At 72.2% G+C, this 24,457-nt stretch carries 22 protein-coding genes; 10 read left to right on the forward strand and 12 right to left on the reverse strand.

Going from position 1 to position 24,457, the window contains the following annotated elements; translation table 11 throughout:
* Positions 1 to 131 precede the first annotated feature (131 nt).
* Positions 132 to 464, forward strand: a complete 333-nt coding sequence (locus AQJ11_RS34045; RefSeq protein ID WP_059265781.1) for a hypothetical protein — start codon at positions 132 to 134, stop codon at positions 462 to 464.
* A 22-nt stretch (positions 465 to 486) separates the two neighbouring features.
* Here AQJ11_RS34045 and AQJ11_RS34050 read toward each other — a convergent pair whose 3' ends face one another.
* The gene (locus AQJ11_RS34050) at positions 487 to 1,569 is read right to left on the reverse strand and encodes a protein kinase family protein (protein ID WP_059265782.1); all 1,083 of its coding nucleotides are present in this window, start codon (positions 1,567 to 1,569) and stop codon (positions 487 to 489) included.
* A 694-nt stretch (positions 1,570 to 2,263) separates the two neighbouring features.
* On the opposite strand from AQJ11_RS34050, the gene AQJ11_RS34060 reads away from it, so the two are divergent.
* Together AQJ11_RS34060 and AQJ11_RS34065 are read left to right on the forward strand one after the other, a co-directional pair.
* Positions 2,264 to 3,043 (forward strand): hypothetical protein, encoded by a 780-nt coding sequence (locus AQJ11_RS34060; RefSeq protein ID WP_107120911.1) that lies wholly within the window; start codon positions 2,264 to 2,266, stop codon positions 3,041 to 3,043.
* A 663-nt stretch (positions 3,044 to 3,706) separates the two neighbouring features.
* Positions 3,707 to 4,570 (forward strand): aminoglycoside phosphotransferase family protein, encoded by an 864-nt coding sequence (locus AQJ11_RS34065; protein WP_244218477.1) that lies wholly within the window; start codon positions 3,707 to 3,709, stop codon positions 4,568 to 4,570.
* 873 nt (positions 4,571 to 5,443) lie between these two features.
* On the opposite strand, the gene AQJ11_RS34070 is transcribed toward AQJ11_RS34065, so the two are convergent.
* The 8 genes from AQJ11_RS34070 to AQJ11_RS34105 form a co-directional block, all read right to left on the reverse strand.
* Positions 5,444 to 6,076, reverse strand: a complete 633-nt coding sequence (locus AQJ11_RS34070; RefSeq protein ID WP_244218478.1) for a DUF2461 family protein — start codon at positions 6,074 to 6,076, stop codon at positions 5,444 to 5,446.
* A gap of 501 nt (positions 6,077 to 6,577) precedes the next feature.
* On the reverse strand, positions 6,578 to 6,853 hold the full coding sequence (locus tag AQJ11_RS34075; protein ID WP_244218479.1) for an acyl carrier protein: 276 nt from the start codon (positions 6,851 to 6,853) through the stop codon (positions 6,578 to 6,580).
* A 26-nt stretch (positions 6,854 to 6,879) separates the two neighbouring features.
* Positions 6,880 to 8,112 (reverse strand): ketosynthase chain-length factor, encoded by a 1,233-nt coding sequence (locus AQJ11_RS34080; RefSeq protein WP_014669811.1) that lies wholly within the window; start codon positions 8,110 to 8,112, stop codon positions 6,880 to 6,882.
* Positions 8,109 to 9,389 carry a beta-ketoacyl-[acyl-carrier-protein] synthase family protein gene (locus tag AQJ11_RS34085; protein WP_059265785.1) on the reverse strand — a complete coding sequence of 427 codons (1,281 nt, stop codon included), beginning with the start codon at positions 9,387 to 9,389 and terminating at the stop codon, positions 8,109 to 8,111. The genes AQJ11_RS34080 and AQJ11_RS34085 overlap by 4 nt, the downstream gene beginning before the upstream one ends.
* A complete protein-coding gene (locus tag AQJ11_RS34090; protein WP_059265786.1) occupies positions 9,389 to 10,420 on the reverse strand; it encodes a class I SAM-dependent methyltransferase in 1,032 nt (343 codons plus the stop codon). Before AQJ11_RS34090 ends, AQJ11_RS34085 begins: the two co-directional genes overlap by 1 nt.
* Positions 10,421 to 10,463: 43 nt before the next feature.
* A complete protein-coding gene (locus AQJ11_RS34095; RefSeq protein WP_059265787.1) occupies positions 10,464 to 11,240 on the reverse strand; it encodes a cyclase family protein in 777 nt (258 codons plus the stop codon).
* Between the two features lie 104 nt (positions 11,241 to 11,344).
* On the reverse strand, positions 11,345 to 12,073 hold the full coding sequence (locus AQJ11_RS34100) for an SDR family NAD(P)-dependent oxidoreductase (protein ID WP_059265788.1): 729 nt from the start codon (positions 12,071 to 12,073) through the stop codon (positions 11,345 to 11,347).
* Complete coding sequence (locus AQJ11_RS34105) at positions 12,070 to 13,749, reverse strand: FAD-dependent oxidoreductase (protein ID WP_059265789.1); 1,680 nt, start codon at positions 13,747 to 13,749, stop codon at positions 12,070 to 12,072. The genes AQJ11_RS34100 and AQJ11_RS34105 overlap by 4 nt, the downstream gene beginning before the upstream one ends.
* Before the next feature lie 158 nt (positions 13,750 to 13,907).
* Here AQJ11_RS34105 and AQJ11_RS34110 point away from each other — a divergent pair, with 158 nt between their 5' ends.
* From AQJ11_RS34110 to AQJ11_RS34125, 4 genes are all read left to right on the forward strand, one after another.
* Positions 13,908 to 15,608: a class I adenylate-forming enzyme family protein gene (locus AQJ11_RS34110; protein WP_059265790.1), complete on the forward strand. Its 1,701-nt coding sequence runs from the start codon at positions 13,908 to 13,910 to the stop codon at positions 15,606 to 15,608.
* A gap of 64 nt (positions 15,609 to 15,672) precedes the next feature.
* A complete protein-coding gene (locus AQJ11_RS34115) occupies positions 15,673 to 15,972 on the forward strand; it encodes an antibiotic biosynthesis monooxygenase family protein (protein ID WP_014669818.1) in 300 nt (99 codons plus the stop codon).
* 67 nt (positions 15,973 to 16,039) lie between these two features.
* Positions 16,040 to 17,086 carry a methyltransferase gene (locus tag AQJ11_RS34120; RefSeq protein ID WP_059265867.1) on the forward strand — a complete coding sequence of 349 codons (1,047 nt, stop codon included), beginning with the start codon at positions 16,040 to 16,042 and terminating at the stop codon, positions 17,084 to 17,086.
* Positions 17,083 to 17,997, forward strand: a complete 915-nt coding sequence (locus AQJ11_RS34125) for an SRPBCC family protein (RefSeq protein WP_059265791.1) — start codon at positions 17,083 to 17,085, stop codon at positions 17,995 to 17,997. Before AQJ11_RS34120 ends, AQJ11_RS34125 begins: the two co-directional genes overlap by 4 nt.
* A 132-nt stretch (positions 17,998 to 18,129) precedes the next feature.
* Here AQJ11_RS34125 and AQJ11_RS34130 read toward each other — a convergent pair whose 3' ends face one another.
* On the reverse strand, positions 18,130 to 18,699 hold the full coding sequence (locus tag AQJ11_RS34130) for a TetR/AcrR family transcriptional regulator C-terminal domain-containing protein (RefSeq protein WP_059265792.1): 570 nt from the start codon (positions 18,697 to 18,699) through the stop codon (positions 18,130 to 18,132).
* 143 nt (positions 18,700 to 18,842) lie between these two features.
* Between AQJ11_RS34130 and AQJ11_RS34135 the strand changes: the two genes are divergently transcribed.
* Positions 18,843 to 20,309: a DHA2 family efflux MFS transporter permease subunit gene (locus AQJ11_RS34135; protein ID WP_059265793.1), complete on the forward strand. Its 1,467-nt coding sequence runs from the start codon at positions 18,843 to 18,845 to the stop codon at positions 20,307 to 20,309.
* 89 nt (positions 20,310 to 20,398) lie between these two features.
* Here AQJ11_RS34135 and AQJ11_RS34140 read toward each other — a convergent pair whose 3' ends face one another.
* Together AQJ11_RS34140 and AQJ11_RS34145 are read right to left on the reverse strand one after the other, a co-directional pair.
* Positions 20,399 to 22,033: an FAD-dependent monooxygenase gene (locus AQJ11_RS34140; protein WP_059265794.1), complete on the reverse strand. Its 1,635-nt coding sequence runs from the start codon at positions 22,031 to 22,033 to the stop codon at positions 20,399 to 20,401.
* 48 nt (positions 22,034 to 22,081) lie between these two features.
* Positions 22,082 to 22,546 carry a nuclear transport factor 2 family protein gene (locus AQJ11_RS34145; RefSeq protein WP_059265795.1) on the reverse strand — a complete coding sequence of 155 codons (465 nt, stop codon included), beginning with the start codon at positions 22,544 to 22,546 and terminating at the stop codon, positions 22,082 to 22,084.
* 226 nt (positions 22,547 to 22,772) lie between these two features.
* Between AQJ11_RS34145 and AQJ11_RS34150 the strand changes: the two genes are divergently transcribed.
* Positions 22,773 to 23,723, forward strand: coding sequence for an aromatase/cyclase (locus tag AQJ11_RS34150; RefSeq protein WP_059265796.1), 951 nt, complete (start codon positions 22,773 to 22,775; stop codon positions 23,721 to 23,723).
* Positions 23,724 to 23,815: 92 nt separating this feature from the next.
* Positions 23,816 to 24,424 carry a class I SAM-dependent methyltransferase gene (locus tag AQJ11_RS34155; RefSeq protein ID WP_059265868.1) on the forward strand — a complete coding sequence of 203 codons (609 nt, stop codon included), beginning with the start codon at positions 23,816 to 23,818 and terminating at the stop codon, positions 24,422 to 24,424.
* Positions 24,425 to 24,457: the final 33 nt, after the last annotated feature.

Below are 24,457 nucleotides of genomic sequence, written 5' to 3' on the forward strand. Positions count from 1 at the left end.
GTGGGTCGAATTGCACCATATTCCGAGCCAGAACAAGCCACGCTGACCCTGGGGCCTCGGTAATCACGGAACTGTTGCAGCCAACGCAACATTGCTGCGCGAACTTCTTGGGCCGCAGGTCACCGCCAGGAGTGGGCAGCACGAGGTGGCCGGCCTCCACCGACACCGCGGCCCGCGCTCCGTCCCACTTCACCTTTGCCGCCCCGCCCGCCGACAGAGCCGGGTCCGGAACAGGGGCGGCGAGCATCGGCTCTGGCAGCGTCCACGTCAGGAACAAGGACCAGCAGACCATCGCCCGCCTGCGCGCAGAGAAGGAGAACCTCACCCGCCACCCGCACACCCACGAAGACCACATCCGGCGCCTGACCCTGGAGAAGGAGGCCCTGAGAGTCGCCCTTCGGGCCGACAGCGGCGTCAATCCAACCAGTCCCAGAACCGGAGACACCGCCCCCGGCCACCCCTGACAGGCCGAGACGAGGGCGTGGATCAGCTCAGGGATGTGGCGCCAGCGGCCAACTGCCGCTTGATTGCGGCGGCCGGGAACGGCGTCTGCTTGCTCTCGGTGAGCAGACGGCAGAAGAAGGAGTCCACGACGACGGTAGGGCGTGCGTGCCGGTCGATGATGGTCGTGATCTCGGGCGGGATGTCGCCGGGTCGCCGGCCCGCGATCCAGTCGTGCAGGAAGACTTCGCGTTCCGTGTCACCTCGTACTTCGTCAAGCACGTGGTATCGGAGCAGGTGGCTCGCGGTGTAGCAGTGGTCATACAGGAGGTGGTCCGCGAGGAAGTTGGACTCGTCCGCTGAAAGGTCGAAGCGGGAGCTCAGGGCAAGCCCGAAGTCAGCGAAGTAGAGCCGGCGGCCATCGGTGAGGATGTTGTCGAAGTGAGCGTCGAAGTGGACCAGTCCGCGAGAACTCATGAAGGCAGCTCCTTCCATCAGAGCTTCCTCCACCCAGCGAAAGGGCGAGCCGTCCCCGCCTTCCGGCACGGCGCTTTCGCGGTGGTCGGCCAGCCACCCGGCGAGTGTGTGCGGCACGTGCTCCAGGAAGACCACCAGGCTGGACGAGGACTGGCCGATGGCCTCCAGCCGGTCACGAACGGCGGGTGATCCCTCCCAGTGAGCGACAGCCCCTTCCAGGCCCCCGAACGCGTCGGTGAATCCCCTGGGAGGGGAGTCAGGCAGAACCCGCCAGTGGTACATCAGGGGGAATCCCGCATACTCGCCGCCGAGAACCCAGTTCGTGGTCATGATGTGCACGGCAAGCTCCCGCCAGGCACCGAACCCGGCCGAGCCCACCCCGTACTGGTAGAACATCGGCAGATCGAAGACGTTAGCCGTCGACCGCACGTTCTCCGGCCGTAGTTCGGTGTCCGTCAACGGGATCCGCTTGACGAAGACGCGCGTTCCGTCGACGTCCAGCTCTGCCGACCTGCCACCGATGCCCGACCCACGCGGGGCAGCGGCAGCCACGGCGTCCCCGAGCCGGTGGTCGCTCAGCAAGGAGAGCTGAGTGCTCACGGTCCCGTAACCAGCCAGGCGCTCGGCACGCAGCACATCCTGGTCCAGCATCGACGGCTCCTCGGTGCCCGAACCAGGGCTTCGGCAATCCCGTGTACGGCACTGACCTTACGCTGAACAGGTCAGCCTCTCTCATGAACAACCCTGTGCCCGAGCATGATGCACGCCGACAGTGCACGCATGGCGGCACTTGGTTTCGGAGCGCGTCGAGGGCCTGCTCGCCCCGTGGCCGGCCGGCATCGGCCGCTCTTCTTCGCGGTCCGGCAGCCGCCGACGTGGACGGCGTCGACGCTGTCCCGGTTGAGGCCGTACAGGATCAGCCAATCCAACGGAGTCGGCCGCATCTCCTCACCCCGGCGCCGCTCCGCCTCCCGCCGCTCCTCCTCGGCGATCCAGCGGTCGACGAGCCCCAACTGCCGGACCGGGCGGTACCGACAGCCACCTTCAACGCCATCTCGGGTTCCACCAAGGCAACTTCGGGGACGTGCTGTGCCCCCCCGCCCGCCGAGAACTTCCACCCCTCCCACGGATGCGCACCCGTCGGCAGGGCCAGCACGTCGGCCAGGGCGTAGCCGAAGGTCTGGGACAGTGTGGTGCCGCGCCCGGTGTACTGAAGGCGGCCCCGTAGAGTCGTAGCGCCCAGCAGCACCGTCCGGGGCGAAGCGAGGGAGCCGGTGACAGCATCGGTGATGGCCTCGATGGTGACCTGCACCTTGACTCCGACAAGCGGGGAGAGATTCTTCCGATGGCCGCACAGCCCGCACGCCCTGAGCGCAGCGGCACCGAGACCGCCTCGGTCCTGGGTGTCTCGCCGTTCAAACCTTCTCTCGTCAGAGCGGTGTTCAGGGACGTGACCTCGATGCACGTCTCTCGGTCGGCCGCGTGGGCCGCCGCGTCAGTGACACGGACAGTACTGATGGAGATCATCGACAGCGCGAGGAGAGCGGCGGCGGAGGAGGCCCGGAAGAAGCTGATTCCCGGTGACCTCCTCTCGGCGATCGACCGGAACGTCGAGCTTGAGGTGGGGACCAAGTGGTACGACCACAGCCCGACGTTCCGAGGCCTAACCGGTGTCCTGTACGACGCCGACGGTGTCCTCGTGCCTTCTCGTCAGCGCAGCAGGTCGCGCAAACCGAGTGCTGTGGTCGGCGCCCACAGGTTCGAAGCCGGGGTCAAGAAGCTGCTGCGGAGCCAGGGGACGACGGCCGTCCCGGCGATGCTCCGCGACCTGGACGGCATCGCGAGCGTGTTCCTGACGGACATCGCCCGGGACGCGGCCATGGTCGTCCGCGAGGGCGGGGTCAAACGTTTCGGTACGGTCACCCCGGTGATGTCGGGCGAACCGGCCCCACCCCCGTTCCCCAAGGATTCCTTCCGAGCCCCGCCCGCCCGCAGGGGGGACGGGCGGACTATCGGCAGGGATGACATCCTGGCCGCCACCACGATTCAGTTGCTCGGCGGCAACCTCAGGCAGCGAGCCCTCACCGAAGCACGCCAGGCGACACAGAACGCTTCGGCCGGCTGAGCGGGCGGCCCAGGGGCCGAGCTGGTGGCGAGTGGCCGGGAGGCGGATGGGCCCGTGCCCGGGGTCAGGAGGCGCCGCAGGGGGTGTCGTAGGGCCGGCAGATCCGCAACGGCATGCCGCACGGCCAGACCACCCACACGGTGATGCCGCCGGCCATCAGCCTGAAGGAGTTGCCGTTCCGTCTCATTGGTCAGTGCCGGGCTCGGATGAGGATGGCAGCGGGGCGGAGTACGGCCCGGTAGGCCATCGCGTGCCTGTCGCATCGTGTGGATGGCGTCCGCGCCACTGTTTGCCGCTGCGACCAGCCGCCCGGTTGCACAGGAAGCTCCACCGCGCGGCCCCGGACGCCGTCCGCATGGCGACACCACGCCGTGGGGCACGATGGGGGACGGTGCCGTTTGGTGCCGATGACAGTCTGGCTGCGTCCCGAGGCTGTCAGGACCGGGTCGTACTCCATCAGGGACGGCAGCCCTCGGAGCCGAACACGACCGAGGTCGCCCCCGCCGTGGCGGCGATGGCGGTACGCGCACTACGTCCTCGCCGGGCCGTCGTTGGGACCTGTCCGGCTGATCATGCGCCTGCCCTACCTGGAGCTGATTTCCCTCTTTGCGTCCGAGAGCGCCGGGCCACCGCCGTAGAGTTCCCGCTGTGACAGTTCACCGCATGCCTGCCGCGGAGGTTTCACTCTCAGTCGGTCTGGTGCGCCGTCTGCTCGACGAACAGCACCCCGACCTGGCGAACCTGCCGGTCGAGGTGCTGGCGAACGGCTGGGACAACCTTGTGTGCCGGCTCGGCGAGGAGTTCCTCGTCCGGTTGCCTCGGCGTGCCGTGGCCGCCGAGCTCCTCGCGCACGAGCAGCGGTGGTTGCCGGAGTTGGCCGACCGTCTGCCGTTGCCTGTGCCGGCGCCGGTGCGCCTCGGGCGGCCGACGGCTGAGTACCCGTGGTCTTGGAGCGTCGTGCCGTTCCTCGCGGGGCGGATCGCGGCGCGGTCGCAGCCCGACGACCCCTGGTTGGCCGCGGCGACGATCGGCGGTTTTCTGGATGCGCTGCACGCCCCGGCTGCTTCCAAGGCGCCGGTCAACGCGGCTCGTGGGATTCCGCTGGCCGGACGCGCCGAGGGCATCCTGACCGGGCTGGCACATGTTGACCCGGCCGATCGCGCGACCGCACTGCGGATCTGGGAGAAGGCCGTCGCGGCGCCCGTCTGGGACGGGCCGCCGGTGTGGCTGCACGGAGACCTGCACCCAGCCAACATCCTGGTAGACCGCGGCCGGATCAGCGCCGTGATCGACTTCGGTGACATCACCTCCGGCGATCCTGCCACCGACCTGTCCGTGGCGTGGATGTTGTTCACCGCGGAGCAGCGCGCCGTTCTCCGACAGGCGTACGGCCGGGCGGACGACGCGACTTGGGAGCGGGCCCGCGGGTGGGCGCTTGCCCTGTCCTTGGTCTTCCTGTCGCACTCGGCGGACAACCCGCTGATGCTCGGTATCGGCGAGCGTGCATTCCGTGCGGTGGTGGCGTAGATATCCGTACGTTTTCGCGCCACGGCCACGGTGCCGTTCGCCGTACGAATCCTTCCGGGCCCTCCAAGCCCTCGTCACGCACCGCCGGAAGCAGTGGAGGGCGTTCGACCGCCGGTCCACCGCCGCCACCAAGTCACCCGTGCAGCAGGGGCACTTGGCCACTCCTGTGCTGGAGCGCCGGTCTCCTCCCCTTCCTGGCTCGGCTGCCGACCCGCTCCCGCCGCCCGCTCAACTGGTCGTCACGCTCTGCGGGTCCTGGGCCGTGTGCCATCTCGCCCCGGCCCGCGCTCCGCCCGCTGTGCCGGGCGCCGACCCGTCCGTACCGCGCGCGCCGGCTCCGCGCGGTTGCCGTACGCCCCGCGTTCCCCGGCGCTCCGCCCGGTCGGCTGTCCACGCCTCGGTCCCGTACCGCCCCGCGAGTCGGCCGCCGCCCCGGCCTCCCACCTTCGACACGATGTCATCGGTCTGCTCGTGTCCGATACCGACGGCGGTCAGGGCCTGGAAGACCGTGAACCGCGCCTCGGCGGCCTCGTGCTGATGCCGGCCAGCTCCTGGCCGTACGCGTCGGCGTCGCGCTGATCGGGGCGCTGTCTGGCGACTGATGGCGCCGACGCCGACCAGTGGCGCCAGGAAGTGCGACAGATCCTCCAAGCACTCGAAACACCCACAGTTCACTGACAGTGACGGGGGCGGTAGTGACAGCCCGGATCCGGCTCGATGAAGCCACGGCATCACCCGCTCGCCGGACAACACCCGCCTCGCGTACGCGTACTACCTCTGGGGGAACCCGGTTGTCTCGGCGCCCGGTGCATCCCCGCAAGGTTCGGCGGCACGGGTGTGGTTCCTCCCGTGCCGCGCGGCGCCCTCGTGATGTCAGGCGGCGCGCTTCACGTGGCGGACCAGCCACATCAGCAGGGCGTCCAGGTCGGCGGCGGCCGAGAGGACCCGGTCGACCGCCTCGGGGGTGTGCAGCCACTCCTCGCAGCCGAGGGAACGGGCGGCTATCAGCGAACGGTGGCGGAGCAGGTCCGAACGGGTGTGGTTCGTCGGATAGCCGCGTGGGGGGCGTTTCATCAGGTCCCCGGAGATGTCGTAGCCCTTCTTCCGCACGTCCTCGACGATGGCGGACAGTTCGCGGCCGCTCCCCTCGGAGGCCACGGCTTTGCGGAACATGTCCACCTGGCCGGGATCGGGGTACCACCAGGCGCCCTGGACCCGCAGGCCGTCCAGGGAGAACCGGAGACCGATCTCGATCTTGCGGCCGAGTCGGATCACCGCGCTCTGGTGCTGCCACCACCAGGAGTTGGTGCGGTAGTGCCAGACGGAGAAGTCCTCGTACCGGGGGTCGCTGTCCGCGACCTCGTTGAGCAGGGCGATCATCGGCTGCCGGACCAGGCGTTCGCGGTCCGCGCGATAGCGCTCGCGGGTCGCGTGGGTCGGTTCACCCTGGAGCTGCCACAACACGTCCATGGCCTGCTCCGGCCAGCCGGTGAACTGTCCTCGCATGCGGGCAGGTTAGCTCACCCGTCGTCCGCGCGCGGAGAGTGAGACGGGTAGGGAACCGTGATCCCAGACAAGATGGGAGGTGCTGCGGCGGGGCTCGTCGGCCAGTCGAGAGTGCAGCCGAAGTTGAGATCCCACACTGGAGGAGCGCGGGGTGAGTACGAGAGGTGGGTCATGCCCCGGACGATCTGGTCCGGCGCGATCTCCTTCGGCCTGGTCACCGTGCTTGTCTAAACTCCGCGACGACCCTGGCGCCACCACCCCCGCCCGCAGCCCCATCCGGCAAGAACCGCAGGAACCCTGCCGTCCACCGACCCGGACGCGCTGACCCGGCTCGTGGGGGTACGTCCACACCCAGATGGCCCGGTGAGGGCTCACCGGGTGCAGCCGGGGGCACGCCGTCCAGCCGGACCAGCCGGACCAGCCGGACCAGCCGGACCAGCCGGACCAGCCGGACCAGCCGGACCAGCGGGGCGCGGCGCGGCGGCCGGTCGCGCCCGGGTGTCAGGGCTCGTCCTGGGACTGCTCGTTGACCGCCCGTACCAGGGCCCGTGGAGTCGTGGCCTCGCCGATCACCGCATCACCCAGGCTGATCCCGTACTCCCGTTCGATCCTGGACACGGTTTCCAGCAGGGCCAGCGAGTCGTAGCCCAGATCCGTGAACTCCACATCCTGGACGTCCCCGCCGAACACGACGCCGTCGTCCGGGCCGTCGTCCGCGCCGGCGGCCTCGCGCAGCACGCGCCGAAGGTCCTCAAGGGTGAACCGCTGCTCCGACAAGTCTTCCTCCATGGTCGTGTGAGGGGTCACGGCCGGTCGGCGGCTCGCACCACCAGGGCCGCGTTGAACCCGCCGTGCCCGCGGGCCATGACGAGCGCCGTCCGCACCGGCGCGGCGCGGGGAACGTCGGTGACCAGGTCCAGCCCGTAGGCCGGGTCCGGGGTGACGTGGGTGGTCGGCGGAATGACGCCGTCCCTGACGGCCAGCAGCGCGGCGGCCACGTCCAGGGGAGCGCCCCCGGAGTTGAGGCGTCCGGTCATGGTCTTCGGTACGGTGACCGGCACCCCGTGCCACCCGAAGACGGCCCGGAGGGCGTGGGCTTCGGCGAGGTCGAGAGCGGGTACGGCCGCGCCGTCCGCGAAGACCACGTCGACGTCGGCCGGCCGTGCGCCCGCGTCGTCGAGGGCCGTACGCACCGCTCGCTCCAAGGCGGAGGGGCGTCCGCTGCCGGGCGGAGGGTCGAAGGTGGCGCCGTATCCGGAGATCAGGCCGTAGGGCCGGGCCCCGCGGGCACGGGCGGCCGCGGCGTCCTCCAGGACGAGGATCGCGCCGCCCTCGCCCGGCACGTGGCCGTCGGCGGCGGGGTCGAAGGGCAGGTAGGCCCGGTCCGGCCGGTCGGCGGTGCTGACGCGGCCGCTGGTGAGCTGGGCGGTCCAGCCCCAGGGGCAGAGCGCGGCGTCGATCGCGCCGGAGACGATGAGCCGGCTGCCCCGGCGGATGTGCCGCCGCGCCTGCGCCAGCGCGTCGAGGCCGCCGGCCTGGTCGCTGACGACCACACCGCTGGGCCCCTTCATGCCGTGGCGGATGGAGATCTGGCCCGTGTTGACGGCGTAGAACCAGGCGAAGGACTGGTACGCGCTCACGTACTGGCTGCCCTTGCTCCACAGGTTGCGCAGCTCGTTCTGGCCGAACTCGAACCCTCCGGAGGAACTCGCCGTCACGACCCCCGCCTCGTACGGAGTCAGCGTCTGCGGAGTGACGCCTGCGTCGGCCAGCGCCCACTCGGCCGCCACGAGGGCGACCCGCGTCATGCGGTCGGTCTGGGGGAGTAGCCGGGCCGGGAGGTGGTCCTCGGCGACGAACCCGGGGATCTCGCCGGCGAGCCGGGCCGGATAACCGCTCGCCTCGAAGCGGGTGAGCGGGCCGATGCCGCTCTTGCCGGCGCAGGTCGCCGCCCAGAAGTCGTCGGCACCCAGGCCGTTGGGCGCCGCGACGCCGAGTCCGGTGACCGCCACGACCGCCTTGCCCGCCGCGGTCACACCTGCCTCCTCTCCGGCCTCGTCAGCACCATCGCGCTCTGGAAGCCGCCGAAGCCGCTGCCCACGGTGAGGACGGTGTCCGTGCGCCGGTCGCGGGCGGTGAGGGGGACGTAGTCGAGGTCGCACTCGGGGTCCGGCGTGTGCAGGTTGGCGGTCGGCGGCACCACGTGGTGCTCCATGGCGAGCACCGACGCGGCGATCTCGATGGAGCCGATCGCACCGAGGGAGTGTCCGACCATCGACTTGATGGAGCTGACCGGGGTGCGGTAGGCGTGCGCGCCGAGACTGCGTTTGAACGCGGCCGTCTCGTGCCGGTCGTTCTGCCGTGTGCCGGAGCCGTGCGCGTTGACGTAGTCGACGTCCTCGGGGTTCAGCCGCGCCTCGGTGAGCGCGTGCGTGATCGCCTCGGCCATCTCGGCGCCGTCCGGGCGCAGCCCGGTCATGTGGAAGGCGTTGCAGCGGGAGGCGAAGCCCGCGATCTCGGCGCGGATCCGGGCGCCCCGCCGTCGCGCGCCCTCTAGTTCCTCCAGCACCAGGACCGCCGCCCCCTCGCCGAGGACGAAGCCGTCCCGGGTGGCGTCGAAGGGCCGCGAGGCGTGCTCGGGGTCGTCGTCGCGCGGTGTGGTCGCCCTGATGGCGTCGAAGCAGGCCAGGGTGATCGGCGAGATGGGCGCGTCGGTGGCGCCCGCGATCATCACGTCGGCCGAGCCCTCGCGGATCAGCTCCGCCGCGTACCCCACGGCGTCCAGGCCCGAGGTGCACCCCGTGGACACCACGGTCGCCGGCCCCTCGGCCCCCGCCTGCCAGGCCACCTCGGCCGCGAAGGAGGACGGCACGAACTGGTGGTAGAGGTGCGGGGGCGCGTAGGTGTGGTCGGTCAGCTCCAGCCGGCCGCCGTCGCTGACCACCCGGTACTCCCGGTCGAGGCTCATGGTCGCGCCGACCGCGCTGCCGATGGTCACCCCCGTACGGCCGGGATCGCGGCCGCCCGGCAGCGCGCTGTCGGCCAAGGCCTCCCGCGCGGCGACCACCGCGAGCTGCGCGGCCCGGTCCATCCGTCGGATCTCCTGCGGACCGAGTCCGTGGTGCTCGGGGTCGAAGTCGATCTCGGCGGCCACCCGGGAACGGAACGGCGACGGGTCGAAGAAGGTGATCCTCCGGGTCGCCGTACGGCCGTTGGCCAGCAGGTCCCAGAACTCCTTCACACCGGTGCCGCCGGGCGCCAGCACCCCGAGGCCGGTGACGACGACGCGGCGGCCGGACGCCTGGACAGCCATCAGGCCTTCTCCGCGAGGAACACCGTGTGCTGCGCCTTCGGGCCGGTGTACATCCGGGTGCCGGTGAAGCCGCTCGCGGACAGCATCCGCTCGTACGCCTCGACGGAGTGCGTCTCGCCGTCGTGGGTCTGCGCCAGCATGCTGACCGAGAACAGGAACGGCATCGGGTTGCGCGCCGGGTCGTCGCCCTCGCGGTAGGTGTGGCCCACCACCGCGATCCGCCCACCCGGTTTCACCGCATCGGACAGCCTGGTCAGCAGCCGTACGGCGGTGTCCTGCGCGAAGTGGTGCAGCACGTTGGTGACCAGCAGGATGTCGTACGGCCCGCCCAGCGGGACCTCGAACATGTCGCCCGGGAGAAGGTACAGCCGGTCGGCCAGCCCGAGGCGCTCGGCGTTGCGCCGCGTGTGCGGCAGTACGTTGGGCCAGTCGAGGCACCAGATCCGGGCCCGCGGTTCGCGGCGGGCGAAGGTGAAGCCGTACGCACCGTGGCTGGCGGCGACGTCCAGCACGTCGACACTCGCCCTGCCCCGGGCCCAGGGCACCAGCTGGTCGGCGAGGACCTCGGCGGCGCCGTTGTTGAACCAGGTGGTGTGCTCGGCGAAGTCCTCCCAGTAGTCGAGTTCCGGGGTCAGGTAGTGCTCGGTGAGGACCGTGCCGCCCTTGCGGACGGCGTCGGTCAGCCGCCTCTGCGCCTCCCACTCCCAGTCGCTCGCGCCCAGGCGCACCGCGCCGCCGAAGTACTGCGCGCCGGAGGAGAGCAGGTACTCCCGGCCGCCGGGCGGCAGCGTGTAGCGGCCGGCCTCCTTGCGGAGCAGACCGATGGAGACCAGCGCGTCCAGGACGATGCGCAGCGCCCGCGGGTCCACGGACCGCTCGTCGGCGAGGGCGCCGGCCTCGGCACCGTGCTCGCCCACGCCGTCGAAGAGGCGTAACTCCATGGCGGTGCGCAGCAGGGCGGTCTTCAGATAGCCGCGGGAGATCTCGTGCAGGAGCCGCGTGGTCACCGCGGGGGTGCCGGTCGTGGTCATGGTGGTCCTCTCGCTGGAGTCGAAGGGGGCGGTGGTGTCGGGGTCAGGCGTCCTGGAGGAGTGCTGCGGCCCTGGTCCAGCCCGCACCGGCGCCGGCGATCTTCACGGGCAGGCAGACCACCGTGAAGCCGGTGGGGGCGGGCAGGGCGTCCAGGTTGGCGAGGCGCTCGATCTGGCAGTACTCGCGTCGCCGGCCGGTGAAGTGCGCGGGCCACAGGACGCTCTTGTCCCCGGTGCGCCGATAGGTGCTGATCATGTGTCCGAACGGCGCGTCCAGGCTGAAGGCGTCCGTGCCGATGACGCGCACGCCCAGGTCGAGGAGCAGCTCCGTGGCAGGGCCGTCCAGTCCGGTGAAGTCGGTGAAGAACTCGGGCTTCCCGGCGTGCCGGTCGGCGCCGGTGCGCAGCAGGACGATGTCACCCGGCCCGGGGCGGTACCCGATCTCGGTGAAGGCGTGTTCGAGCCGGTCGGCGCCGACCGTACCGACGGGCACGTCGGAGACGTCCAGCCGCACACCGGCGCCGACGAACCAGTCCAGCGGCATCTGGTCGATGTGCCGCGGGACGCCGTACGCGGCCTTCGTGCCGTAGTGCGAGGGCGCGTCGACGTGCGTGCCGGTGTGGCTGGTCAGGGTGAGAGTGTCCAACGACAGCAGTTCCCCGTCGGGCAGTTCCGCGGGATCGAACTCGATGCCGAACGCGGAGGCCATGGCGGCGGCCATGTGCCGTCCGCCCTCCGCGGGGGACATGATCTCGTGCTTGAGGGGGTCCGGTTCCCAGCCGGAGGCGTCCACGGCGGTGGACAGGTCGATGATGCGCATGGGGGGAGAGCCCTTCGTCGGGGATGGGTGTTCGGCTTCGCCGGCACGGCGGGACGGCTGTGCGGCCGCGCGGTCGGGATGGCGGTGCGGGCTCACCGCGGCCCTCAGGCCAGCAGGCTCAGGCCGCCGTCCACAGTGATCACCTGTCCGTGCAGGGCGCCCGCTCGCGGATGGCACAGCAGACTCACCGTGTCGGCCAGTTCCTCCCGGGTGACCAGGCGGCCCAGGGGAGTGCGGGCGACGATCCGCGCGTTCGGTCCGGCGTCGGCCGGTTCGCCTTCGTCGAGCTTCCCGCAGGCCACCGCATTGACGGCGACGCCGCGGGGGGCGAGTTCGACGGCGAGGTAGCGGACCAGGTGCTCAAGCGCCGCCTTGGCCATGCCGAGGCTGACGTATCGGGGGACGACCGCGCTGCCGCCGGTACTGGAGACCACGACGATCCGGCCGCCGGAGGCCGCCAGCAGACCGGCCAGCGGCCCGATGCCGTGCACGAACGGCCCGAGTGCGACCGCCATGTCCCGCGCGCACGCGTTCGCGTCGAGGTCCGAGGCGGACATGGGGTGGAAGGCGACCGCGTTGTGCACGAAGAAGTCGAGCCGGCCGTGCCGCCGGCCGACCGTCTCGACGAGGGAGACCACTGCGTCGGACCGGGTGACGTCCGCGCGGACGGCCGTGACGCCGTCCGGGAGGGGCTCGGCCGGCTCCTCCCGCAGATGGCAGGCCACGACCCGGCAGCCTGCACGCGCGAGCCGCTCCGCGATGACCCGGCCGAGCCCCCGGGTGCCGCCGGTGACCAGTGCGACCTTGCCGCGCAGAGGGACGTCGTCCGTCATCGCGGCGCCTCCCCCGGGCGGACGCGGGCGCCGTTCGGCACGAGGTGGAAGGCGGCCAGCCGGGCCGTCAACGTACCGCTGCCGGTGAGCGTGCCCCGCCCGGCGAGGTATCCGTCGGGCCGTATCAGCAGATACTCCCCGGCCCGCGCCCCGAGTCCCGTGCGCAGCGAACCGCCGGGGTCGGGAAGGGGGGCGGACCCCACGCCGTTCGAGGCCACGCCCACCGGATCCGCGCCGCCCGGGTCCACGACCCGTACCGACACAGCCGTGCGGAAGTCGTCCTGCACCCGCGTCAACTCGGCGCCCGCCCTCGTCGAGCCGTCGGTGAACGCGAGCAGCAGCCAGCGCGGGTCGGCCAGTTCGGCGCACAGGGCCTGCCAGCCGGGCGAGGTGCGCTCGGTCTCCGCCGAGCAGCTCACCCGGTCCCCCGGGCGCGGCAGGACGTCGTCCGCGCCGGCGCCCGGGGGAGTGCCGTCGGTGAGCGGGCTGTCGCGGTAGTGGAGTGCCAGCCCGGACATGCCCCGCAGGATCCTGCGCTCGATCCGGCGCCGTAGCGGCGCCACCCGCCGTACGATGCCCAGGCCCACCGGCAGCAGGACCGGCGCGGCGGCGTTGCGCAGGGCGATCAGCGCGGTCGCGGTCCGGGTGGAGTCGAGCAGCACCGCCCCGACCGGGACGCGCTCGGCCTCGTAACTGTCGAGGAGTTCCTCGCGCGCCTCGCCACGCACCACCTGCGCCAGCTTCCAGCCCAGGTTGTAACCGTCCTGGATGCCGGTGTTCAGGCCCTGCCCGGAGGCGGGACTGTGCACGTGGGCGGCGTCGCCGGCGACGAAGCACCGTCCGGAGCGCATGGTCTTCACCATCCGCTGCTGGATGGTGAAGACGGACGACCAGCTCGGCGGCGAGACCTCGACCCCGCGGCCGAGCGCCCGGCCGATCTTCGCCGCGAACCGCTCGGCGACGAGGCGCGGGTCCTCGGCGCCGTCGACGTCGGCGGTGTCCAGCAGCCGCCACTTGCCCGGCGCGGCGAACGGCACCAGAAGGACGGTTCCCTTCCCGGTGTGCAGCCAGTGCAGGCTGTCCTTGGGCAGGTCCACGTCCAGTACGGCGTCGGCGACGAGCCAGGTCTCGCTGGACTCGCCGAGCAGGGGGATGCCGAGCCGTCCGCGGACGAAGCTGTGCGCGCCGTCGGCGCCGACGAGCCAGGGGACGGTCACCTCCTCCACCGGCCCGCCCGTGTGCTCGACGCGCACCTCCACCGCGCCGCCGCCCGGCGGCCGGCGCAACTCGGTGACCCGGGCGTTCCACTCGACGTCCACGCCGAGGGCGGACAGCCGTTCGCGCAGCACCTCCTCGGTGGCCGCCTGGTCCACCTGGAGCGTGAAGGGAAAACGGGTCGGCAGCTCCGAGTAGTCGGTGCCCAGCCGGGCGAGCATCCGGCCGGATCGGTGCATCGAGAAGTGGCCGACGCGCAGTCCTCGGGGCAGCAGGTCCGCCAGCGTCCCCATCTGGTCGTAGATCTCCAGCGTCCGGGCGTGGGTCGCGGTCGCCCTGCTGGTGGTCGCGGGCCCCGCCGCCTTGTCCACGACGCGTACGCCGATGTCCCTGCGGCGCAGCTCGTACGCGACGGTGAGGCCGACGGGTCCGGCGCCGACGACAAGAACTTCCGTGTCCAACTGGGTTCCTCCTGGCCGGTGTTTCCCACCAGCCTCGCCGCGCCCGCTGAACCCGCGGACCAGTCCGGGTGCAGCCCCCGCCCGTCCGCGTGGACCGGCGCTCCAGTTCCGGGTCCGAGGGTGGTGGGGGCAAGGACGGCCGACCGGAAGGGACGCACATGGCGAGGGCATGCAGTCGCCCGCACGAACCAGGAGAAGGGGACGGGACCGGGGCTGCCGGAGAACGGCGTCCGCGCTCCCCGTCGGACGGCGTCGTCACGGGCCCGCCGCTGACGGAGCTGGACGGGCTGCTGGGCGGGCCCCGCCTCGACGACCTGCTCGCCAGGGCGGCGCGCACGGCACCGGAACGGCCGGCACTGCGGTCCCCGGACGGCGAACTGACCTATGCCGCCCTCGACGTCCGGGTGGCCGCGCTGGCCGCGGCCCTGCGGACGTACGCGGGCGGCCCCGGCGAGACGATCGCCCTGACGAACCGGCTCGACCTCGCCTTCCCGGTCGCCTATTACGCGGTCTCCCGTTCCTCGAACGTCGGCGTGATCATCAACCCGCTGCTGCCCGACGACCGCCTGGTGCACCAGTTGCGCACCTCCCGGGCGCGCACGGCGGTGGTCACCCCGCAGCTCCACCAGCGGCTGACGGCGCTGCGCGACCGCCTGCCCGAGTTGCGCGGTCTGATCCTCACCCACCGGGAGACGGGCGGGGAAGAGGCGCCCACGCTGAACGAGCTGTCGAACGCCGAGCCGCCTTCGGCAACACAGGACGCCGCACCGGGAACGCCGGCGGCGCCGGAAGCCGGGGACCGGTATGACGGCTCAGCCGACCACACCCTGGCCTGTCTCCAGTTCACCAGCGGCACCACAGGTCCCGCCAAGGCCGTACGGCTGAGTCACCGCAACCTCACCGTCAACGCCGCCCAAACGGCCCACGCGCACCGGCTGTCCGGCACGTCCGTGCTCTTCAACCACCTGCCGGTGTTCCACCCGATGCACCTGAACATCGCGGTGACCGCCGCCGCGACGATGGTGCTCCACCCGGACCAGGACTCCGTCGAGTCCCTGCGGGCCGCCGCCCGGTCGGGCGCGACGCACTACTACGCCCTGCCCGTCCGGCTCGCCCGGCTGGCCGCCGACCCCCGGCTGGCCACGGTGTCGGTGCCCACGCTGCGGGCGGTGCTGTCCGGCGGCTCGGCGCTGTCCCCCCGTGCGGCCGACGTGCTCGCCGAGCGGCTGGGGGTGCCGGTGGTCCAGGGGTACGGGCTGGCCGAGGCCTCCCCGTCGACCCACCTGGGCGACCTGGACCGGCCGCGGCCCGGTTCGTGCGGAGTGCCGGCGGCCGGGACCGACTGCCGGATCGTGGACCTCGACACCGGCGCCGCACTGCCCCGCGGGGCCACGGGCGAGATCCAGGTGCGCGGCCCCCAGCTGATGCTGGGCTACCTGGGCCGGGAGCGTGGCGAGGACATGGGTCCCGACGGCTGGTTCGCCACCGGTGACATCGGCCATGTCGACGCGGACGGGCTCCTGTTCGTCGTCGACCGCGTCAAGGACGTGTTCAAGTACGACAACTGGCTGGTCGCGCCCAGCGAGATCGAGAACGTGCTCGGCGCCCACCCGGCCGTCGCCGACTGCGCGGTGCTGGACCGCCCGGACGACCTGCACGGGGCCGTCGCGCACGCCTTCGCGGCCGTACGCGGCTCCGTCACGGAGGCCGAGCTGATCGCGTACGTCAACGCGCGGCTGCCCTACTACGAGCACCTGCACGGCGTGTCGTTCGTCCCCGAGATCCCCCGGTCGGCGACCGGAAAGGTCCCGCGCCGGGAACTGCGCGCCCGTCTCGCCCACCGGGCGGACACCGCGTGACGGGACCGCACGGGACCTCACCCGAAGCAGCACCCGAGACGATCACTCGATCGAGAGGAAGCAGATGTTCCACTTCATCAACCGGTTCACCGTGACCGGCGACCCGGCCGAGTTCGAGCGGATCCTGGGCGAGATCAACGCCTACATGTCGGCGCAGCCGGGTTTCCGCCGGCACCGGCTGTACCGCTCGGCCAAGGACCCGAACGTCTACGTCGAGACGGCCGAGTGGGAGAGCGCCGAGCTGCACCAGCGGGCGCTGCGCGGCGAGGGTTTCCGCAACGGCGTGCAGAAGGTCATGACGCACGCCACCGCGGAGCCCGCCCCCTTCACCGTCGTCCGGGAGAACAGTGTGGCCGGGCTGTGACGGCTCCGCCCGCGCCCCGTCCGCCCCTCCACGACAGGGGCCCGTCCCACCACGAGAGGTGTTCGTGATGACCCTGACCAGCGAGACCGAGGTCCCCGCCGTGCCGGCCGCGGTGCGGGAACTGCGCGAGCTGTTCCTCGCCGCCGCCTGGCCCGCCGCGATCCGCGCCGCCGCCCGGCTGGGCGTCGCCGACGCGCTCGGCGACACGCCCGCCACCGCCGAACAGCTCGCCCGGGAGACCGGCGCGGACCCGGGAGCGCTGCGGCGGCTGCTGCGGGCCCTGTCGCAGCGGGGGGTCTTCGTCATGGAGCCGGACGGACGCTTCTCCCACAGCGAGACCTCCCGGCTGCTGACCGACGGCGGTCCGCGCAGCCTGCGGCACATGGCCCTGTGGGCGACCGAGCCGTGGACCTGGGAGGTGTGGCCCCGCCTGGAGGAGGCGGTCCGCGGCGGCGGAGACGTCTTCCACGCCCTGCACGGCAAGGACTTCTTCGCCTATCTGCACGAGGACGCGCCGGACTCCGCCCGGGTCTTCGACCTGGCGATGACACAGGCCAGCACGCTGTCGGCGCGTCAGCTGTCGGCCGTGCTGGACCTGACCGGGGTGGACACGCTGGTCGACGTGGCGGGCGGGCAGGGGCAGACGCTGGCCACCCTGCTGCAGGACCACCCCGGCCCGCGCGGCGTGCTGTTCGACCTCCCGTCGGTCGTCGCGCACGCCGATCCGCGGCTCACCGGCGACGGTCCGCTGGCCACCCGCTGCACGCTGGCCGCGGGCGACTGCCGTGCCGGGGTACCGGTCGAGGCCGACCTGTACCTGCTGAAGAACGTCCTCGAATGGGACGACGACTCCACGGTGACCACGTTGCGCAACGTCGCCGAGCACGCCCGGCCGGGCGCCCGCGTGGTGATCGTGGAGAACCTGGTCGACGCCGGCGCGGAGGCCGGCTTCACCTCGGCCATGGACCTGCTCCTGCTGCTGAACGTGGGCGGCAAGAAGCACACCCGGGCGGATCTGCTGTCCCTCGTCGAGCGGGCGGGCCTGGTGGTGGAGGAGGTCAGGCCCGTGAACGCGTACCTGCACATGATCGTCGCCAGGGCGGACGGCCGATGACCGGCACGGACCGCGCCGGGCGTGCCGTCGCCGAAGCGGTGGTCGCCGCTCCGGCCCGCACCGTCTACGAGCTGCTCACCGGGCTGGAGACGTGGCCGCGGCTGTTCCCGTGGATCCTGCACACCGAGCCCCTGGAACGCGACGGGCACGACGACGTGGTGCGCTACTGGGGCATCACCGACCAGGAGACGATCCGCACCTGGGTGTCGCGCAGACACCTGGACCCGGACGCGCTGCGCATGAAGTTCGAGCAGGAGGGCGCCATCGGCGAGGTGGCCCGGCTCACCGGCTCGTGGTCGTTCACCCCCGGCCGGGACGGCGGGACCCGAGTCGAGGCGGTGCACGCGTTCGAGGTCGCCGAGGGCGCGCCGACCGCACCCGAGAAGGTGGCTGCCATGTTCCACGGCCGGACCCGGGTCCAGCTCGCCCGGCTCACCGAGTGCGCCGAGGGCCTGGCCGAGCTGGACCGGCGGACGCTGTCCTTCTCGGGTTCGCTGTCCGTGAGGGCCGATCCGGCCGAGGTCCACCGGGTCCTGGCCGAGCCGCGGCGCTGGCCGGAGCTGCTCCCCGACGTCGTCCACGCCCATACGGTGGACAAGGCGCCCGGCGTGCACTTCCTGGAGCTGGCCGAGCGGGACGCCGACGGGGACGTGCGCACCAGCCGGACGGCGCGGCTGGTGCTCCCGGGCAAGGTCGTCTTCAAGGACCTGTCACCGTCGGGCGCCCTCACCCAGCACACCGGGCAGTGGAGGGTCGCCCCCGCGTCCGAGGGGGCCACGGTGACGGTCACGCAGGCGGTCGTCCTCGATCCCGCCCGCCCGGCTTCGTCCGCGGAGGTGCACCGGCGGCTGGTGGGGAGCCCGCTGTCGCTGCTGCGGGCACTGAGCAGGCCGCCACGGGCGACGGGGTGAGACCGACGCACGGCACGCGACGGGGCGGCCGCCGAACAGGCGCCCCCCGTCATACGCCCCGACACGACGTCACCCGGCGCGCGGCCGGCGCTGCTGGGAGCCGGGCGTCCGCCCTCAGAGGAGCGGCTGATCTCACGGTCCGCGCGTGCCGTCGGTCGGGTTCTCGGCCGCCCTGCGCAGCCCCCCGATCAGCGCCCGCAGGCCGAACTCGAAGGACGCCTCGGGGTCCTCACCGTGTTCGGTGGTCTCCTCGGGCGGGCGCTGCTGTTCGTCGATCGCGCAGCCGAGGGTGTAGCGGCTGACGGAGAGCACCGCCTGCACCGCGTCCTGCTCGCTGAACCCCGCCGCCACCAGGGGTTTGATCAGCGGCAGCATGGCGGATCCGTCGGTCGGGCGCGAGCCGGCGTGCAGCCGGGCGCCGTCCCGGTAGGACAGCAGGGCGCGCCGGATGACCCGGGCGCGCTCGGAGAGCCAGGCGGACCACTCGTCGTACTCCGCCTCGTCCAGGCGGGCGAGTTCGTCGTCCAGCATGGCCTCGGCCATCTGGTCGAGCAGTTCCTGCTTGCTGCGGAAGTGCGCGTACAGCGCGGGCCCCTGCACGCCCAGCCGGTCGCCGAGCCTGCGCAGGGTCAGCCCGTTCAGCCCGACCTCGTCGAGCAGCTCCAGGGCCGCCCGGATGTAACCCTCACGCCGCACCACCATGCGTACACCCTCGCCTCTCCATGCCTCGCTTGACAAGCGGCTGGCCCCCGCTGAATATTAGCGGCGTTAAGGTATTAACGCTGCTAACTTCTTAGCGGGGTTAACCGCGGGCGGTGCGACCGGAGAGGGCTGGGCGGAACCGGATGGCGAAGACGGAACCGACGCGGACGGACCCGACGGTGTCCGAGGACGAGCGGATCACGCCTCAGCTGTGGGGCCTGTCGGTGATCCTCACGCTGGGCGGCGTCATGTCGATGTTCACCTCGACGGTGGTCAACGTCGCCCTCGGCGCCGTCGGCGAGGAGCTGGGCGCCTCGCTGGGCACCACGCAGTGGATCGCCTCGGGCTACCTCATCGCGCAGGCGACGATGATCCCGGTGAGCGGCTGGGCGAGCAGGCGGTACGGCGCGACACGGCTGTGGCTGGTGTGCGTGGCCCTTTTCGCGGGGTTCTCGGCGCTGTGCGCGGCGGCGACCTCGATCGAGGCGCTGATCGCCTTCCGGGTGCTGCAAGGCCTGTCGGGCGGGCTGCTGGTGCCGGCCGGACAGATCCTGTTCGCCGTCGCCGCCGGTCCCAAGCGGCTCGGCCGGATGATGAGCGTCCTGAGCATCCCCATCTATCTGGCGCCGGTCCTCGGCACCCTCTTCGGCAGCCTGCTCGCCGACGGTCTCGGCTGGCAGTGGATGTTCCTGGTCAACGTACCGATCGCGGTGATCAGTCTGGCCGCCGGCCTGCGATGGCTGCCGCGCGAGACGGCGCGGGAGGCCCCGCCGATGGACTGGCCGGGGCTGGCGCTGGTGATGACGGGGTTGCCCGCCCTGGTGTACGGGGTGTCGCAGCTGGGCGAGAGCGGCGGCTCGGCGGGGGCGCTGCCGCTGGTGCTGGTGATCGCCGGCGCGGTGCTGCTGACCGGGTTCGTGCTGCGCGCCCTGCGTGCCCGCACCCCGCTGCTGAATCTGCGGCTGTTCAAAGACGCCGCCTTCTCCTCGGCCGCGGTGGTGATCTTCTGCATGGGCGTGGCGCTGTTCGGCGCGATGATCGTGCTGCCGGAGTACTACCTGCGCGCCCGGCACGAGTCCCTGGTGGACACGGGCCTGCTGACGGCGCCCCTGGCGCTGGGCACGGTGGCGGCGCTCCCGCTGGCGGGCTGGTTCACCGACCGGATCGGCGGTGCCCGGGTCATCCTGACCGGGCTGATCGTCACGATCGTCGGAACGGTGCCGCTGGCGCTCATCGGGGCGCAGGACAGCTACTGGTGGCTCTCCGCCGTCCAGGTGGTACGGGGCTGCGGCATCGGCCTCACCACAACTCCCGCCTTGGCCACGGGCCTGGTCATGGTGCCCAAGGAGCAGATCCCGCACGCCATGCCGATCTTCAACATGCTGCAACGGATCGGCGGTTCCTGCGGCACCTCGATCCTGACCGCGCTCCTGGCACACCGCATCGCCACGGGCCCGGACACCCCGGCCCACGCCGCGGCCGCCGTCGCCCACACGCACTGGTGGATCGTCGCCATCACGGCCGCGGTGGTGATCCCGTCGATCATCCTGGTCCGCCTTGAGGCCCGCAGGCGTCGTACGGCGGCGACCGCGTCGCCGGCAGCCGCCTGAGCGGGCACACAGACCTGGGACCCGTACGCCTTCCGTCCCCCGCGGCGTACGGGTCCCAGCCGTTCACGCATGCCGTGCCGCAGGCCCGCTCAGCGGTCGAGGACGTGCCGCAGCACCTGTCCCATCCGGACGGCGTGGTCCTGGCCCGCCCCCGGCGACCGCCAGGCGACCTGGCCGTCCGGCCGGACCAGCAGCGCGCCCCGCGCGGTGATGCCGGCGGCGTCCTCCCAGCGGCCCTCGGCGACGCGCGTCCAAGGGTCCGAGCCGAGGGTCAGGGCGACGACCGGGACGCCCAGTTCCTTGCCGGCCGTCCGCGCCGCGTCCGCCCACGGCTCGCCGTCCCGCCCTGCGAGCAGGGTGAACACCCCGGCGGCCAGATCCACGGTGGACAGCCGCCGACCGCCCCGCTCCAGCCACAGGTGCGGCACCCGGGTACCGGGCGAGCCGTCGAGATTGGCCCGGGCGTCCACGAAGGACAACGGCTCCGTGCGCGGCTCGACGATCGCCGCGGAGTCGTACAGGTCGCACAGGTGAGCGATGGCGTGCTCCATGATCCCCGCCGCCGTGCGCTGTGCGGGTGTCCCGCCCCAGTGCAGCCGCGGGTTGCGCACCCGGCGCAGGACCTGGTCGAGCAGGAAGGCCGACCGCGGCCGGCGTTCGGCCTCATAACTGTCCAGCAGCCCGGCCCCCGCCGCTCCGCCCAGCACCGCCGCCAGCTTCCAGGCGAGGTTGTAGGCGTCGCAGATACCGGTGGTGAGACCGAAGACGCCGACCGGCGGCAGGGTGCGGGCGGCGTCGCCGGCCAGGAACACCCTGCGCTCCCGGAAGCGGTCCGCCAGCCACGCCGTGGGCCGCCACGGCGCCGTGCTGAGGATCTCCAACTCCTGCTCGGGCACGCCGAGTCCGGTGCGGATCACCTCCCGGCAGCGCTCGTGCGTGTAGTCCTCAAGCGCGGCGTCCCCGTCGGGCGGCAGCATGATGTGGTAGCACCAGCGGTCGCCCTCGTCCAGCGCGATGAGCATGCCGCCCGCTTCCGGGTGGGTGACGAACGCGGGCGAGAAGAAACCGCGCCCGGCGATCAGTTCGCTCAGATCGGCGCGGAACAGCACATTGATGTGGTGGCCGCCGACCACTCCCTGCCCGCTGCGGGAGATGCCGACCAGTTCGCGGGTGGCGCTGTCCGCCCCGTCGGCGGCGACCACGTAATCCGCCTGGATCACCGAGCCCCGCCCGCCCGCCGTGTCCTCCACGGTCACGGCGACATGGTCGTCGGCCTGACGAAGGGCCACCATCCGGGTGTGCCAGCGCACCTCACCGCCCCCGTCGAGCACGGTTCGCAGCAGGACGGGGTCGATGCGGTGCTGGCCGCAGCCGCCGAGGTCGGCGACGGGGGTGAAGTCCTCGATGGCGTCCAGGAACTCGCGGGACACGTCCGCCTGCGGGGCTGCCGTGCCAGGGTCGTACTCGGCGATGGTCCGGGCCTTGATCGGCGGCCGGCTCTCGCTGCGCCGCTCGGCGACGGCGAGGAACTCCTCGGTGCGGCCGGTGCTCAGCAGCGCCTCCCAGGCACGCGGGCCGATCGAGGTGGCCCGGGGATGCCCGGACAGCCCGGCACGCTGCTCCACCACCACCGGCCGGACGCCCCGGCCGGCCAGAAAGGCGGCGGCGGCCAGCCCGACCGAGCCACCGCCGATGATCAGAACGGATACGCGTTCACGCTGCACCGATGTCTCCTTCGCAACCGGCGGGGAACCTCCTCGTACGCCGGCCTCTCATCCGGCTCGCCGGGCGGTCACCGGCATGTCGTCCCGGGTGACGTACCGGCTTCGCACCCGCAGCCCGCCGCCCTCGCGCACGAGCACGTCCTCGCAGACGCACACCCGGTGCAGCCGCGACGGCCCACCCTTGGGCGAGGCGAAGACCAGGGCGTAGCAGCGGACGGCGAGCGCGCCGTCCGAGCGGACGGCGACGGTGATCATCCCATGCCAGTGCCGGTGCACCTCGCCGGCCGCCTCCCGCTCGGCCGCCCCGTGCCGGATCGAGGCGGCCAGCGCGGCCCGGCCGCGTACCGGCTCGTCGAGGGCCGGCGCCTCGAAGGTGCCGTCCTCGGTGAAGGTGGCCGCCCACCGCTCGGCCTCACCCTCGTCGAGCAGGTGCATGTGGACGGCGTAGAACCGCTGGACCTCGACGTAGAGCTGGTCGGAGACCGCGCTGTCGAGCAACGGCGCATTGGACATCTCGTGTTCCTTCCGCCTGGTGGCACCGGGCGCCCCCGCGGGCGGGGGACCGGCCGGCTCGGTCGGCTCCTACGGTCCCGGCCCGCGCTGGAAGGCCGATCGAGCACAGCGGCCGCAGGTTTCATCGCCGGTGCACCGCCCCTCCAGCACCCGGCCCACACGATGGGCGTGGTGGTCACGGCAGCCGGCCGAACATCACCGCACCCAGCCGAACACGGAGGACCGCATGGCACGTCGCACCGTTCACCGCACCGAGGAGAGCACCCGCATCGCCGCGGGCGCGGAGGTGGTCCGGGCCCTCATCGAGGACGTCGAGGGCTGGTCGCATCTGCATCCCACGGCCGTGCACGCCGAGTACGTGGAGCGGAAGGGCACCGAGAGCCTGATCCGGCAATGGGCGCTGGTCGACGAGCGGTCGGTACGGCACTGGCTGATGCGCCGGTGGGACAAGGACGACACGATCGCCTTCGCCCACGAACCGGCCGCCCCGCCGTTCGCCGAGGTCCGGGGCGCGTGGACGTTCGAGTCCGTCGACGGCGGCGCGGCCGTGATGGTCCGCATGGAGCACGAGTTCGTCCTCCTTGAGGAGGACGCAGCGGCGGCCGACCGGCAGCGGGAGAAGCTGCGGCAGGGGTCCCTGGCCTACCTGAAGACCCTCAAGCACGCCGCGGAGAACCGGGAGGACATCCGCCGCCGCACACTGTCCTTCGAGGATCCGCTGTTCATCGCCGGATCGGTGCAGGACGCGTACGCCTATCTGCTGGAGGCCGACAAGTGGCCGCAGCGGATGCCGCACGTGGCCGCCCTCACCCTGGAGGAGCCCGGACCCGGCGTGCAGTTCTTCGACATGGACACCTCCGACCCGGACGGGGGGCACCGGCACTCCACCCGCTCGGTGCGGATCTGCCTGTCTCCGCGCCTGATCGTCTACAAGCAGATCAAGCTGCCGGTCCTGCTGACCGCGCACACCGGGCACTGGTCCTTCACCGAGACCCCGGAGGGTGTCATCGCCACCACCCGGCACACGGCCACGGTCAAGGAGTCGGCGCTCGGAGTGCTCGGCGAGGGCACGACCGTCCAGGACGCCCGGAACTACCTGCGTCGCGTACTGACCGACAACAGCATGAGCAACCTGCGGCTCACCAAGGAGTACGCGGAGGGGCGTGCGGGCCGGTGACGGGACATCGGGAAACGGGGCGGCCGGGCGGGGAGCCGACGGAGCCGACCCAGGAGCGGGTGCTTGCGGGGGTGCACAGTTACAGCAGGCGGATGCTCGCGGTCTACGACCTGTGGATCCTGGGCATGGTCTGCCCGGCGGTGTGGCACTGCTCACGCCGGCGGATGGCCCGGCACTACGACCGCAACGTCGGCGCCCGGCACCTCGACATCGGCCCCGGCACCGGGTACTTCCTGCGCCGCTGCGCCTACCCCACCGACACCCCCGAGCTGACCCTGGTCGACCTGAGCCCGGAGGTCCTGCGCACCGCCTCGGCCCGGCTCGCGAGGTTCCGACCGGCCTGGTACCGCCGCGATGTGCTGCGGCCCCTCGATCTGGGCGACCGGCGGTTCGACTCGGCCGGGATGAACCTGCTGCTGCACTGCCTGCCCGGCGGCATGGCGCACAAGGCGATCGCGTTCGACCACATCCTTCCCTACATGGAGCCGGGTGGGCGCGTGTTCGGCAGCACGGTGCTCGCCCACGGCGTACGACACGGAATGCTGGCCCCGAAGGCCCTGCACGCGCTGAACCGCGACAACGACATGGACAACGCGGACGATTCCCTCGCGCAGCTCGGCACCGAGTTGTCCAAACGGTTCGCGGACCACCGCATCACGGTCCACGGCTCGATGGCCCTCTTCGAGGCGACGGTCGGCTGATCCGGCCGGGGGCGTGGCACGCCCGTCCACGGG

Origin of the sequence: Streptomyces corchorusii, assembly GCF_001514055.1 — a bacterium.
GTDB classification, from domain to species: Bacteria; Actinomycetota; Actinomycetes; order Streptomycetales; family Streptomycetaceae; genus Streptomyces; species Streptomyces olivaceoviridis.

Coding starts and splice junctions, on each gene's coding strand:
- AQJ11_RS34155 (WP_059265868.1), top strand. CDS start 23,816: ATGCTCGCGGTCTACGACCTGTGGATCCTGGGCATGGTCTGCCCGGCG.
- AQJ11_RS34125 (WP_059265791.1), top strand. CDS start 17,083: ATGACCGGCACGGACCGCGCCGGGCGTGCCGTCGCCGAAGCGGTGGTC.
- AQJ11_RS34095 (WP_059265787.1), bottom strand. CDS start 11,240: ATGCGCATCATCGACCTGTCCACCGCCGTGGACGCCTCCGGCTGGGAA.
- AQJ11_RS34070 (WP_244218478.1), bottom strand. CDS start 6,076: ATGCGAGGACAGTTCACCGGCTGGCCGGAGCAGGCCATGGACGTGTTG.
- AQJ11_RS34110 (WP_059265790.1), top strand. CDS start 13,908: ATGGCGAGGGCATGCAGTCGCCCGCACGAACCAGGAGAAGGGGACGGG.
- AQJ11_RS34130 (WP_059265792.1), bottom strand. CDS start 18,699: ATGGTGGTGCGGCGTGAGGGTTACATCCGGGCGGCCCTGGAGCTGCTC.
- AQJ11_RS34090 (WP_059265786.1), bottom strand. CDS start 10,420: ATGACCACGACCGGCACCCCCGCGGTGACCACGCGGCTCCTGCACGAG.
- AQJ11_RS34060 (WP_107120911.1), top strand. CDS start 2,264: ATGGCCGCACAGCCCGCACGCCCTGAGCGCAGCGGCACCGAGACCGCC.
- AQJ11_RS34050 (WP_059265782.1), bottom strand. CDS start 1,569: ATGCTGGACCAGGATGTGCTGCGTGCCGAGCGCCTGGCTGGTTACGGG.
- AQJ11_RS34100 (WP_059265788.1), bottom strand. CDS start 12,073: ATGACGGACGACGTCCCTCTGCGCGGCAAGGTCGCACTGGTCACCGGC.
- AQJ11_RS34115 (WP_014669818.1), top strand. CDS start 15,673: ATGTTCCACTTCATCAACCGGTTCACCGTGACCGGCGACCCGGCCGAG.
- AQJ11_RS34085 (WP_059265785.1), bottom strand. CDS start 9,389: ATGGCTGTCCAGGCGTCCGGCCGCCGCGTCGTCGTCACCGGCCTCGGG.
- AQJ11_RS34150 (WP_059265796.1), top strand. CDS start 22,773: ATGGCACGTCGCACCGTTCACCGCACCGAGGAGAGCACCCGCATCGCC.
- AQJ11_RS34145 (WP_059265795.1), bottom strand. CDS start 22,546: ATGTCCAATGCGCCGTTGCTCGACAGCGCGGTCTCCGACCAGCTCTAC.
- AQJ11_RS34065 (WP_244218477.1), top strand. CDS start 3,707: ATGCCTGCCGCGGAGGTTTCACTCTCAGTCGGTCTGGTGCGCCGTCTG.
- AQJ11_RS34120 (WP_059265867.1), top strand. CDS start 16,040: ATGACCCTGACCAGCGAGACCGAGGTCCCCGCCGTGCCGGCCGCGGTG.
- AQJ11_RS34135 (WP_059265793.1), top strand. CDS start 18,843: ATGGCGAAGACGGAACCGACGCGGACGGACCCGACGGTGTCCGAGGAC.